At 68.3% G+C, this 12,006-nt stretch carries 9 protein-coding genes and 1 tRNA gene; 5 read left to right on the top strand and 5 right to left on the bottom strand.

The window, feature by feature from the left end; all coding sequences use genetic code 11:
- The first annotated feature begins 83 nt into the window (after positions 1-83).
- Positions 84-160: transfer RNA gene (locus OJJOAM_RS19675), tRNA-Val, on the top strand.
- Between the two features lie 220 nt (positions 161-380).
- Here the strand turns inward: OJJOAM_RS19675 and OJJOAM_RS19670 are convergent.
- Positions 381-1,802, bottom strand: a complete 1,422-nt coding sequence (locus OJJOAM_RS19670; protein ID WP_422650818.1) for a PLP-dependent aminotransferase family protein — start codon at positions 1,800-1,802, stop codon at positions 381-383.
- A 230-nt stretch (positions 1,803-2,032) separates the two neighbouring features.
- On the opposite strand from OJJOAM_RS19670, the gene OJJOAM_RS19665 reads away from it, so the two are divergent.
- The 3 genes from OJJOAM_RS19665 (at position 2,033) to OJJOAM_RS19655 (ending at position 5,373) form a co-directional block, all read left to right on the top strand.
- The gene (locus OJJOAM_RS19665) at positions 2,033-3,283 is read left to right on the top strand and encodes a hydroxymethylglutaryl-CoA reductase, degradative (RefSeq protein ID WP_422650817.1); all 1,251 of its coding nucleotides are present in this window, start codon (positions 2,033-2,035) and stop codon (positions 3,281-3,283) included.
- A gap of 156 nt (positions 3,284-3,439) precedes the next feature.
- Positions 3,440-3,958 carry a hypothetical protein gene (locus tag OJJOAM_RS19660; RefSeq protein ID WP_422650816.1) on the top strand — a complete coding sequence of 173 codons (519 nt, stop codon included), beginning with the start codon at positions 3,440-3,442 and terminating at the stop codon, positions 3,956-3,958.
- Positions 3,959-3,981: 23 nt separating this feature from the next.
- Positions 3,982-5,373, top strand: a complete 1,392-nt coding sequence (locus OJJOAM_RS19655; protein WP_422650815.1) for a tripartite tricarboxylate transporter permease — start codon at positions 3,982-3,984, stop codon at positions 5,371-5,373.
- A gap of 62 nt (positions 5,374-5,435) precedes the next feature.
- Here OJJOAM_RS19655 and OJJOAM_RS19650 read toward each other — a convergent pair whose 3' ends face one another.
- The gene (locus OJJOAM_RS19650) at positions 5,436-5,936 is read right to left on the bottom strand and encodes a cupin domain-containing protein (protein WP_422650814.1); all 501 of its coding nucleotides are present in this window, start codon (positions 5,934-5,936) and stop codon (positions 5,436-5,438) included.
- A gap of 93 nt (positions 5,937-6,029) precedes the next feature.
- Entirely contained in the window at positions 6,030-9,059 is a 3,030-nt protein-coding gene (locus OJJOAM_RS19645) for an autotransporter outer membrane beta-barrel domain-containing protein (protein ID WP_422650813.1), read from the bottom strand.
- A gap of 59 nt (positions 9,060-9,118) precedes the next feature.
- Here OJJOAM_RS19645 and OJJOAM_RS19640 point away from each other — a divergent pair, with 59 nt between their 5' ends.
- Positions 9,119-9,514 (top strand): hypothetical protein, encoded by a 396-nt coding sequence (locus OJJOAM_RS19640; protein WP_422650812.1) that lies wholly within the window; start codon positions 9,119-9,121, stop codon positions 9,512-9,514.
- A 759-nt stretch (positions 9,515-10,273) separates the two neighbouring features.
- Here OJJOAM_RS19640 and OJJOAM_RS19635 read toward each other — a convergent pair.
- Both OJJOAM_RS19635 and OJJOAM_RS19630 read right to left on the bottom strand, forming a co-directional pair.
- A complete protein-coding gene (locus OJJOAM_RS19635) occupies positions 10,274-11,119 on the bottom strand; it encodes an IclR family transcriptional regulator (RefSeq protein WP_422650811.1) in 846 nt (281 codons plus the stop codon).
- Between the two features lie 3 nt (positions 11,120-11,122).
- Entirely contained in the window at positions 11,123-11,896 is a 774-nt protein-coding gene (locus tag OJJOAM_RS19630) for an IclR family transcriptional regulator (protein WP_422650810.1), read from the bottom strand.
- Positions 11,897-12,006: the final 110 nt, after the last annotated feature.

The raw sequence follows: 12,006 nt of genomic DNA, 5'->3' as shown, positions 1-12,006 counted from the left end.
CACACCCCGAAAAGCCGCGCCGCATTTTTTCCGCGACAGGCTTGTGCGTGCGCAAAAGCTTCTCTATAATCCGCGCCTTCCACAGGCTCGTAGCTCAGCTGGTTAGAGCACCACCTTGACATGGTGGGGGTCGTTGGTTCGAGTCCAATCGAGCCTACCAACGCAAATCGACGACGGCACCGGAGGCATCGCCATCCGGTGCCGGCGACGACCTTGCCCACCGCGATCGCGTTCTGCATCCCGGTTTTCCACTCAGTCGTTTCCTTGGCCGTTTCCGTATCGCGCGCCATCACGCCGGCCGCATGACGTCATGGCGCCACGCCGCCGCACGTCCGCATTGGCCGGGCCGCAGCATTGGCGCTCGGGATGTGACCGACGGGCTAACCCCGCCCGCGCCGCCCCAACACCCGCCTGACGGCCGCCTCGAAGCGCGGATCCAGCACCGCGCCCACATTGAACCGCGCCCAGGGCGAGCGGGCCTCCGGATCGACACGGAAGACCCGCCCCGGCGCGATCATCACCTTCTGCGCGAGCAGGGCCTCGGCCAGCGCCAACGAGTCCGGCGCGCCCGGAAACGCGGCCCACAAGTACAGGCTCTGCGGCGGGCGCACCCATACGTCCGCGTCCAGCCGATCGAACAAGGCCAACGCCTGCTCGGTGGCATCGGCCAGCCGCGCCCGCAATTTGGCGAGATAGCGCTGGTAATGGCCTTCGCTGAGGATCACGTCGACGGTGCGCTCGCAGTATTCCGAGCTGCTGACATGGATCAGCGCCTTCAGGTCGGCGAGATCGCTGGCCAGCGCATCGTTGCAGGCGATATAGCCGACACGCAGCGCGGCCGAGAAGGACTTGGAGAAGCTGCCGATATAGATCGTGCGCTGCAACTGGTCCAGCGCCGACAGCCGCGGCAGCGTGGTCGGCTTGAAATCCGCCAGCGCGTCGTTCTCGACCACCAGCAGATTGAAGCGCTCGGCCAGCTGCAGCAGGCGATAGGCCTTGGCCGCGGAAAGATCCGAGCCGGTGGGGTTGTGGCCGACCGATTGGGTGAAGAACAGCCGCGGCCGCTCGCGGGTCAGGATCTGCTCCAGCGCCTCGATGTCCGGACCATCCGCGAGCCGCGGCACGCCGACGATGCGGGCGCCGGCCAGTTTCAGCTTGCCGAACAGCGGGTAATAGCCGGGATCGTCGACCAGCACCGTGCCGCCGGCCGGCACGAAGTAGCGGATGACCAGGTCCAGCGCCTCGTTGGCGCCGTGCGTCAGCACGATCTGCCTGGCCTGCGCGCCGATGCCGACATCGCCTAGCTTGCGGACCAGATGGTCGCGCAGCGGGCCGAAGCCGAAACGGTTGCCGTAGCGGAACAGCGCGCCAAGGCCGGTGCGCACGACCTTGTGGTGATAGCGGTCCAGCCGCGCCTCGGCCAGCCATGACACCGGCGGGAAGCCGTCGCCGACCGCCAGCACGTCGGGCCGGCTCTTCAACTGCTCGCGCATCAGCCAGACGATGTCCATCGCGCGGCCCAGTGTGCCGGCATCCTCCTCGGGCGCGGGCCGGGCCGCCACCTCCCGAACGAAGAAGCCCGAGCCACGCCGCGGCTCGACCAGCCCGCGCGCGACCAGCAGCTCGAAAGCGGCAACGATGGTGTTCTTGCTGTAGCCGTGCAGTTGCGCCAGTTCGCGCAGCGAGGGCAGGCGATCGCCGGTGCGATACGCGCCTTCGGCGATCTGGCGGGCGATGGAGTCGGCCAGCGTGGCGGCGAGAGACGGAGATCGGCGTGCGGTGCCGGGAGCGGTGGAGGTCATCGAGGAGGCGCAAAAAACGGCCGGCTGGTCACTGTCCCCGCAAACTGTACCCCTATTGACTGGTACAGTCACCCTAGACTGTCTCCATTCCATACCAGAGAACCATAGAACGGAGACCTCGATGCTCGCCTCCCTCCCCCTCGTCCGATGCCGCCGCTGCCTCCGATGCGACCGCCGCGGCCGAGCCCCGCCCCAAACCCGTCGATTCCCGCCTGCCGCGCTTTCGCGAGATGACGCCGGCCCAGCGCTTGGCCGCCATCGCCGACGCGGTCGGCCTCGACGATGACGAACACGCGCTGCTGGCCGAGCCCGGCGCGCTGGGCGCGGCCCGCGCCGACGGCATGATCGAAAACGTGATCGGCACCTTCGAGCTGCCTTTCGGCGTGGCCGGCTATTTCCAGGTCAATGGCAAGGATGTGCTGGTGCCGATGGCGGTTGAGGAACCGTCCGTTGTCGCCGCGGCTTCGTACATGGCCAAGCTGGCGCGCGGCTGCGGCGGTTTCGAAACCTCGAGTTCCGGCCCGCTGATGCGCGCGCAGGTGCAGGTGGTCGGCGTCGCCGATCCCTATGGCGCGCGGCAGGCGCTGCTGCGCCATCGCGACGAGATCCTTGCCGTTGCCAACGCGCGCGACAAGGTGCTGATCGGCCTCGGTGGCGGCTGCCGCGACATCGAGGTCCATGTGTTTCCCGACACGCCGCGCGGCGCGATGGTGGTGATGCACCTGATCGTCGACGTGCGCGACGCGATGGGCGCCAATACCGTCAATACGATGGCCGAGGCGGTATCGCCGGTGGTCGAGCGCATCACCGGCGCGCCGGTCCGGCTGCGCATCCTGTCCAACCTCGCCGACCTGCGCCTTGCGCGCGCACGCGTGAGGCTGACGCCCGAAGCGTTGGCCACCGGCGAGCGCAGCGGCGACGCCATCATCGAAGGCGTGCTCGACGCGTACACCTTCGCGGCGATCGATCCGTACCGCGCGGCGACACACAACAAGGGCATCATGAACGGCATCGACCCGGTCATCGTCGCGACCGGCAACGACTGGCGCGCGGTCGAAGCCGGCGCGCATGCCTATGCCTGCCGCGCGGGGCGCTACACCTCGCTGACGCATTGGGAGAAGGACGCCAGCGGCGCGCTGGTCGGCACCATCGAATTGCCGATGCCGGTGGGCCTCGTAGGCGGCGCGACCAAGACCCATCCGCTGGCGCGGCTCGCGCTGAAGATCCTGGGCGTGCAGAGCGCGCAGGAACTTGGCGAAATCGCCGCCGCGGTCGGACTCGCGCAGAATCTCGGCGCCTTGCGCGCGCTCGCCACCGAGGGCATCCAGCGCGGCCATATGGCGCTGCACGCCCGCAATATCGCGCTGGTCGCCGGCGCCGTCGGCCAGGAGGTCGAACAGGTGGCGCGCCGGATGGCCGAGGAAAAGGACGTGCGCACGGACCGCGCAATCGAATTGCTCGCGCAGCTGCGGCAGGGATAGAGGCGCCCCCGGCGGCGGAGACTTCCCTCTCCCCGGCCTCTCTCCCGCGAGCGGGCAAGGGGTTAAGTGAGCGGGCAGCGACCTGCCGACCACCCCCCTCTCGCTACACCAAGAAAAAGCGCCCGCGACAAGTGAGGCGCCACACAGGAGACAACCATGCAACCACAACCCAAGCCCGCCGGCAGCCCGCTGGTCGAAGTCTGGGGCGATACCGCCAATCCGCGCCATCTCGCCTGCGCCATCGTCATCGGCGGCGCGCTGAGCCTCGCAGCCTTTGCCATTGCCAGCCGCATCCTGACCGAACTGGTCCGCACACCGGAGCTCGCGCGCGCCTATGCGATGCTGGCCGGCCTGGCCGGTTGCGTGCTGGCCGGCTTCATCTGCGCCTGCCTCTTCAAACCCAAGCGCGTGGTCACCGAGGACAGCGGAAGCGATGCGAGCAGCGCCACCGCGGCCGCCGCACGCGAGCAGGCGCTCGACCGTCTTGCCGAGGAATCCGGTGGACTCGGAACCATGGCCGACCTCCCCGCCGCCACGGTGCAGGAACTGCGCGAACTCCAGCTCTACGAGCTGTTTGCCGCGCGCGAACGCGGTGCGATGGCCGCCGGCCACGCCGACGTCGCGATACCGGATGCGGACGCGGCCGCCGCTCCTGCTCGCCCCAACGCCGCCTGACCCGCCACCGCCTGGAGCGCATCATGATCGAATCCACCCCTCTGCTGACGCAGATCCTCGTCGCGCTGGGCATGGGCCTGGCCGGCGCCATCGTCTTCGCGGCGATCGGCCTGGTGTCGGGCACCGACGAGACCACCACGCTCGCGCCACTGACGTTGCTGGTCGTGCTGCTCGGCGTGCCGCCGGCCGGCGTGTTCACCTTCTTCCTGGCCGGCGCGGTCGCCAAGCACATGACGCACGCGGTGCCGACCGCGTTGCTCGGCATTCCCGGCGATACCATGGCCACGCCGCTGATGCAGGACGCCAACCATCTGCGCAATCTCGGCGTGCCGCATATCGCGCTGCGCAAGATGATTTCCGGCGCCATCGTCGCCGCGTTCTGCGCGGTGCCGCTGGCCGTGCTATTCGCCGTGCTGCTGGCCCCGTTCGGCGCCACGATCACCAAGGCGGCGCCGTGGATCTTCGTGGCCGCCGCGCTGGTGATCGCCTACGCGTCGCCGGGCCGCTGGGCCTCGGCGGCAACGCTGGTGCCCTTCGTGGTGGTGATCGTCGCGCTGCAGACCCTGACCGCGAAATTCGGCGTCAAGCTGAGCATCAGCTATTTCCTCGGCATTGCGATCGGCCCGCTGATCGCGGACCTGTTCTCGACGCTGTCGCCGGTCGACCGTCCGCGCATGCAGCGCAAGGAAGCCCGCACGTTTACGCTGGCACCTGACGTCAAGGGATGGAGCGGCTATTTCCCCAATCCGTTGAAGGTAATGGACGGCACGCAGACCCGCTGGACCGTGGCGACCGCCGCGATCTCGAGCGCAACCTTCGTGTTCAGCCCGGTCGCGATGACCGTGGTGCTGGGCGAACTGGTCGGCTCGCGCATCAAGCACGCCTATCATCGGCTGACCACGGTGCTCAGCGCCCGCAACGGCGTCACCGAGGCGACCTATATCGCCGAGGCGCTGATTCCGCTGATCGCCTTCGGCCTGCCGCTGAGCCCGGTGGCCGCCGGTCCGGCCGCGCCCCTGTTCAATGCCCCGCCCGTGTTCACCGTCGATGCCGGCAACGGCCAGACCCACAACCTGCACAACCCGCTGAGCCATTGGGAATTCCTCGGCTACGGCCTGCTGGCGGTGCTGCTGGCGGCGATCGTGTCCTATCCGTTCGCGATGAACTACGCACGCCGCGCCGCGCTGTTCGTATCGCGCCGCATTTCGCACGAGGCCATCGTCGCGACCTTCGTCGGCCTGATCCTGGTGATCAGCGTGTGGGAAGGACAGCTGCTTGGCCTGCTGGTGATCGTCACGCTGGGCTCGATCGGCGGCCTGCTGTCGCGCGTGCTGGGCTTCAACACCGGCGTGCAATTCATGGGGTATTACACGGCGGTGCTGACGGTGCCGGCGCTGATCAAGCTGGCGGGATAAGCGTACCGCTTACCGCTTCCTGCCTCTGCGGTTCGCCAGCGTCGCGGCCGGCGAACCGTGCTTCACTCCCCTTCCCAATAGTCCAGGCTGCTTTCCGCGCGGCCGATATAGGCAAACCCATTGCCGTGATCGAGCACGCCGAACTTGCCCGAGTCGGGATAGTGGCAAAGCTCCGGCGCGGTCATCGTGCTGACGGCCAGCACTTTCAGTTCCTGCGTACCGGTATTGACGATCTGATGCGCGGTTTCCGGGCCGCCCGCCGGGCAGCAGATCACGTCGCCCGCACGAACCGGATGACGCGACTCGCCGATGCGCACCTCGCCGCTGCCTTCGACGATAAAGAACATTTCCTCGTTGGCACGGTGGCTGTGGAAAGGGAACACGCGCTTGCCGGGCTCGATCACCGTCAGGTTGTAGCCGAGTTTTTGCGCACCCAGCATGCGACCGATCGGCGCCATGCGCCCGCCGTAGCGGTCGGCGGGCAGTTCGGAGCCGTATTGGCGGGACAGGTCGGCGAAATCGAGGTATTGGGCGTCGGCGATGTTGAGGACCGGTTGCGGCATGGCGCATCTCCTTTGTGGGTCGTCGAATGCGGGCAGTCTACCGCTGGCGCATCACCATGGAGCCACGCCCCGCCGAACCATTCCAATCGATCATCAGAACCGCCACCGCAGGCCCGCCGAAGCGGTATGGTCGCGATTGCCGTCGCCGAACTGTCCCGCATAGCGCACGCTGAAGGTGGCCGCGCGCGACAGCGCGAGATCCGCCCGCAATTCCGCCAGCCCCGCATTCCGCGCGATCGGTGCGCCCGTGACGGTAAAGGTCTGGCCCCCGGCGAATGCCAGCGTCGTGGCCGGCAGCACATCGCCGAAGGCGTGTCGCCAGCCGGCGCCGGCGTGCACCGTGCCTTCGACATTGCCGAGCTGGAAGCGGGTGCCGGCACGCAGGCCCACCGTCGTCATGGTCAGCGTGTTGCGGTCGCCGCTGCTGTGCAGCGCCGCCGACCCGCCGGTTTCGCCGAAGCCGCGCGTGCGCGTGTCGCTCCATGCCACGCCGGCATACGGCTCGATATGCGCGGTGCGGGACAGCGGCATCGCATAGCCAAGTTCGGTGAACAGCTGGGCAGTGCTTGCCGAATAGCTGGCGCTCAATGCCTGCACGTTCGTACCGATCGTGGCCTGCCGGTCGGTGTCGACCTCGTGCCAGCTATATGCGCTACCCAGCAGCAGGTTCAGCTTGCCGCCGCCGATGTCCAACGCGCGGCCGCCGTACAGCGTACCGCTGAACGAATCGGTGATCGCGCGCGAGGCGCGCTCCGATACGCGCAGCGTGCTGTTGGCATAGCCGAACGCGCCGCCAACGCGCCACCCTGCGCCCACATCGCCATCGGCACCGACATGGAAACCACCGGTCTGCTGCCGCACGCGAGCGCCGTTGCCATCGCCGTTCAGCGTCTGCCAGTTTCCGACCACGTCGACCCAAATCGGCTGCGCCGCCGATACCGGCAGCGCGGCGGCGGGCAGCGGACCGCCGACCTGCGCGATCAAGGCGCCGGGCATCAGTCCGGCCGACAGGCTATCGCGCAGATGGCTCAGCGGCAGGCTTCGTGCCGCGCCCGCCAGCGTGATCAGGCCGGTCGCGGTACTCGCATGGGCCTCGCCGGACAGGCTGTCGAATACCGCGGGTGGGGCGCCTTGCGGCAGCGTCAGCACCGCTTCATGCAGCGCATTGCTGGCGGGCAGGCTGTCGAGCGCATTCGCCACCGCAACCTGGTTGCCGGTGATCGCCGCGTCGGCGAAACGGATCGGTCTCGTAGGACCGGGCTGGCCGGGTTGGCCGGGTTGGCCGGGTTGGCCGGGTTGGCCGGGTTGGCCGGGATCGACAGGCTGCCCCGGTTGTACGGGCGGTTGGGGCTGAACGGGCGGCTGCGGCGGCTGCGGCTGCCCCGGCTCCGGCGGCTGCGGATCGACCGGGACCTGCTTGCGCGTCAATTGCAGCGTGACGTCATTGGCGCCGTATGTCAGCGTCGGATCGAGAAACGCGTAGTTCGATGCCACCGAGCCGAAGCTGCCCTGCAGTGCGCCGGCCGTCAGGATGGTATAGCTGCGCGTCGAGGCGAAATTCCCGTCCGGACCGATATGGACGACCGCGCCGCCCAGTGTCGCGGTGCCGGTGACCGCGATACGGTCGCTGGCGGACGAGCCGGGATCGGCTTCGACCAGATACGTCGAGCCCGCCTCGAGCCGCAGATTGCCATCGACCGTCAGCGTGCCGATGGAATTGCCCGGGGCAATGGTCGCGCCATTGGCCACCACGGTGCTGCCGACCGTGCCGAAACCGCCTAGCGTGGCGCCGGTATTCACGTTGACCGGCCCGGATACGCGCGCGCTGGCATGCAAAGCATCCCCAACCACCAGCTTGCCGCCGTTGATCTCTGTCGTGCCGGTGTAGGTGTTCGCCCCATTGAGCAGCAGCGTGCCGGTGCCGATCTTGGTCAGGCCGCCGCCCGTGCCTCCGCCCGCGCCGTCGTCTTCGATCGTGCCGGCGACCTCGGTGGATCGGTTGTCGCCGCCCACGGTGAGGCGGTTGCGCCCGAGCAGGAAACGGCCGGAACCGGCGATCGACGCTGCCGTCAACCGCCGGTTCGCACCCGGGCCGCTCGTGCCGGAGAAGTCCACCGTGCCGGAGCCGTTGGCAATCAGCGTCGCATTGGCGGGATCGCTCCAGCCCCAGAACTCCGTCAGGCTGCCGTCATTGGTGACGACGAGGCTGTTCCCGGCGGTCGACCCTTCCTGGAACGACATGGTGCCGCCGCTGTTGATGATGGTGGCGTCTGCGGCGGTACCGTTGCGGTTCAGGTAGGTGATGCCGCCCAGGTTCTCCACCGTCGCCTGCGCGAGCGATGCGTTCTCGTACATCAGGATCATGCCGCCGGTATTGCGCACCACGCGATTGCCGGCGTCGAACCCCTGCAGCAACGACAACGTGCCGCCGTTCACGGTAATCGGTCCGGTACCGAGCGCATTGCCCGTCGATTGCAGGCTGCCGCCGTTGACGACGGTGCCGCCTGCGTAGGTATTGGCGCCCGTCAGCGCCAGCATGCCGTCACCGTCCTTCGTCAATTGGCCGGGCCCGGAAATCGTGCCGTTATGGGCCAGTGTCGTGCCCGGGTCGACGGCGAACGTACCGCCATTGCCGCCGATCGTGGTGGCGCGTGCGGTCGTCAGCGACGCCGTGGTACGCAGCGTTCCGCCGTCCAGTGTCAGGCCGCCGCTCGCCTGTCCGAGATTGGAATCGCTGGCGATGCTGAGCGTGCCGCCGAGGATCCTCCATGGGGTGGTGACGGGCGTGTTGCCGGTGAGCGTCCAGGTCGATGTACCGGTCTTTTCGAACTGCGAGAAGCCGACGTAGCTGATGCCGATCTGCGAGGCGCTGAACGATTGATCCGTGCTGCCGCCGAGTGCCAGCACATTGTTGATGCCACCGGCGAGGACGCTGCCGTTGATCACGCTCGTGCTCCACAACTCGAGCCGATTGGTGCCCGTATTCAGCAGGATCGCGTAGGAACGGCCGAACCGTCCCATGCCACCGGAGATTTCTCCGCTGTTGACGATGCTGACATTGCTGCCGGTGATCGCGTAGCCGCCCCTCCCGGCGACTCCCGCGAAACCGGTGTTGCCGTACATGACCGAGCCGGCGCCGCCGACTCCGCCATCCCCCGCCGCGAATCGTCCCGGCGTTGACAATGACGCCGCCAGCGTTCGACAGTTCGATTGCCGTTCCACCGTCGCCACCGTCGCCGCCGCTGGACGGGGAATCGGGGGGAGTACGGATCCATATCGGCACCCTTTCCACCGGCTCCTCCGTTGCCACCGAGCACAGACGCCTGACGCTCGATTTCGAGGCGCGCGACTCCGCTCGCGGAAATGCCGCTGCCGCCGCCACCGCCGTTGCCGCCGCCGCGGACCGTGACGCCAGGCTGTCGTTGAAAGGCGCCACCCTCGCCACCGGCTCCGCCGTGGCCGCCGGAAATGTTGACCTGCTCGCGAATCCGAATGGTCCCGCCGTCCGAATGCTGAATGGCAGCGCCGCCAGCCCCGCCGCCGCCGCCACCGCCGGTGTAATAAACGACTCCGCCTGAGATATAGCCGCCGCCCCTGCCGCCGTTGCCCCCCATTCCACCGAACACCCAGACGGGTGAGCCGGCGGAACTCTCGGTGTGGTCGCCGATTACGGTCTTTGCCGCGGCGCCCCCTCCTCCGCCGCCGCCGCCATCGCCCATTTCCATCAGATCGTCGTTTGCGATGTGGCCGCTCATACCCCAACCGCCATTGGGACTCAGCGCAGTACCACCGCTACCGCCCATCGGGTCGACCCAGTCGCCAGCACGGAGCTCCGAGAGGCCTCCGCGGCCACCGGCCTGGCCTTGCCCCCCGCCGCCACCGCCGGTGCCGGGACTGAAATCGACCAGACCGTCGCCACCTGGCGCGTTTATGCCGCCGTGGCCGCCTCGGATCGGCATCGTATGTCCGTATGAGCTGGCTTCGCCGCCCCTTCCGCCCGCGGGGGAGCGCCCATGCCGCCGGTGGTGCGAGCATTTGAATGGATACGGCGAGCGCAATCGCATGCCGGCGCGGGCGAGCCGCGCGGCTGACCTGAGTTGTCTGCATTGTTCTTCTTTATTGTGTGCCGCGGCTCGTGCCGAAGCGTTCCCGTCGAATTGGCGGCGAGGGCATGCCGCGCCGATTCCCCTTGACCCGCTGGCGATTATAGTGAGGTGGCGCGAATTTGAGGCGCCGATTTTCCGCTCCTGTCACGGCATGACGGATTGCGGTCCAGCGCTCGGGTGTGGCTGCTTGCGATGCACGCCGATGCATGCCCAGGTACACCGATAACGCCGTTACGTCGATGCCTCGATGTGCCGATCCCCGTCCTGATGGGCCGGCCTGCCGAACCGCCACGACAGCCGTTGCGCCGCGCCGGCCAATTGGCGCGCGACGTTGCCGTCGTGCCCGCTATCGAAACTCCCCGCCGTCCCCATCGCCGCCAGCACCAGCACCACCGTACCGGTGTGGTCGAACACCGGCACCGCCAACGTATGGATGCCGGGCACCGGCATGTCGCGCGCATCGTCGATGCCTTGCGCGCGAATTCGGGCCAGCCTCGCGGCATAAGCGCTCTTGCCGGCCGCGCTGTCCTTCGCCGATGCGCCTGCCATCCGCACCGCTTCCTGCTGGAGCATTCCGCCGAGCACGTCTTCCGGCAGATGCGCTGCAAACACGCGGCCGATTGCGGTATTCACCAGCGACAGCACCGTGCCGACGCGCAGGCTGACGTGCTGCGGCCGCGCCGATTCTTCGAGCCGCACGACCGTCGGGCCGAGCGGCCCGAGCACGGCCATTGCGACACTGAGGCCGGTATCCACGGCAAGGCCGCGCACTTCCGGCTCGGCCTCGCGCACCGGCGACAGGCGCTGCAACGCGATCAGTCCCAATTGCAGCGCCAGCGGCCCCGGCAGAAAGCGGCCATCGGCATCGCGCTCGAGCAAGCCGGCTCGTACCAGGCTGACCAGGTGCGGAAACGCCTTGGCGGGCACCATGCCCGCGCCGCGCGCCAGTTCGCTCAGCGCGAGCGGACCGCCTGTCCGCAGCAGCGCACCGATGAGCTGGGCGCTGGCATCGAGCGCCTGAATGCCGCGCTGCGGCTTGCCCGTGGCCTCGTCGGTGGTTCCGATGGCATTCGTCATGTCTCAGCCTTCCGCGTGCAGCGACTCGGCGATCTGCGCCGCGGTTGCCTGCAGGGCGCGCGCCAGTTCGCCTCGCCACGTGGTGTCGATGTTCGCCGTCGGGCCGATTGCCGTGAGCAGCAGACGGAGCGCGCCCGCCGCGTCGCGTACCGGCACGCACAGGCTGCTGACGCCGGGACTCGGAATATCGATGCTGCGTGCGATGCCGCGGCTGCGCACCTCGTCGAGCTCTGCCAGAAACGCGGCGCGTTTGGGACGCGCCGGCAGTGCGTCGAACAGCGGCACCCATTGCGCCTCGGGCATGCAGGCGCAATACATCCGGCCGGTAGCGGTGGTCGCCAGCGACATCACGGTGCCGACATGCAGGTTGACGTGCAGCGGCGCATTGCCGCGTTCGTAGCGCACGATGGTGGGACCCTGCGGGCCCGGCACGCTGACGGCCACGCTGCAGCCGGTTTGCGCGGTCAGCGCGGCGACCAGCGGCACCGCGGCATGCAGCCCGGGATCCAGTTCCAGCCGCATCCGCGCCAGTTGCAGCGCCAGCGGCCCCGGTTCGAAGCGGTCGTCCAGGTGATCGCGCTTGATCCAGCCCTGGCGCGTCAGCGATACGAGGTAGGGATGGGCCTGAGCCGGGGCGATGCCCACGGCCGTGGCGAGCTCCGCCGCCGATAGCGGGGATCGCGCCTGCGCCAGCGCGAGCAGGAAGCGGCCCGCCACATCGACGCTCTGCACGCCGCGCTGCGTCTTCTCCTGTCCCGCCTGCCCTGCCTCGCTCATCGTCGCCCTCCGAAAGGCTGGATATTAATCCAACGCCGCATCGGTGCCGCGCTTGCCGCGCGGGGACATGTCATCCTTTTGTTTATGTTTTAGCCAATAATTTATCCATT

The sequence above is a fragment of the Cupriavidus sp. H18C1 genome, assembly GCF_049311595.1.
Classification (GTDB): Bacteria; Pseudomonadota; Gammaproteobacteria; order Burkholderiales; family Burkholderiaceae; genus Cupriavidus; species Cupriavidus cauae.
This window is presented reverse-complemented; position numbering and strand designations above follow the sequence as displayed.

Excerpts from the sequence above, each read along its gene's own strand:
- OJJOAM_RS19670 (WP_422650818.1), bottom strand. The coding sequence starts at position 1,802 with ATGACCTCCACCGCTCCCGGCACCGCACGCCGATCTCCGTCTCTCGCC.
- OJJOAM_RS19665 (WP_422650817.1), top strand. The coding sequence starts at position 2,033 with ATGACGCCGGCCCAGCGCTTGGCCGCCATCGCCGACGCGGTCGGCCTC.
- OJJOAM_RS19660 (WP_422650816.1), top strand. The coding sequence starts at position 3,440 with ATGCAACCACAACCCAAGCCCGCCGGCAGCCCGCTGGTCGAAGTCTGG.
- OJJOAM_RS19655 (WP_422650815.1), top strand. The coding sequence starts at position 3,982 with ATGATCGAATCCACCCCTCTGCTGACGCAGATCCTCGTCGCGCTGGGC.
- OJJOAM_RS19650 (WP_422650814.1), bottom strand. The coding sequence starts at position 5,936 with ATGCCGCAACCGGTCCTCAACATCGCCGACGCCCAATACCTCGATTTC.
- OJJOAM_RS19645 (WP_422650813.1), bottom strand. The coding sequence starts at position 9,059 with ATGTACGGCAACACCGGTTTCGCGGGAGTCGCCGGGAGGGGCGGCTAC.
- OJJOAM_RS19640 (WP_422650812.1), top strand. The coding sequence starts at position 9,119 with ATGACGCCGCCAGCGTTCGACAGTTCGATTGCCGTTCCACCGTCGCCA.
- OJJOAM_RS19635 (WP_422650811.1), bottom strand. The coding sequence starts at position 11,119 with ATGACGAATGCCATCGGAACCACCGACGAGGCCACGGGCAAGCCGCAG.
- OJJOAM_RS19630 (WP_422650810.1), bottom strand. The coding sequence starts at position 11,896 with ATGAGCGAGGCAGGGCAGGCGGGACAGGAGAAGACGCAGCGCGGCGTG.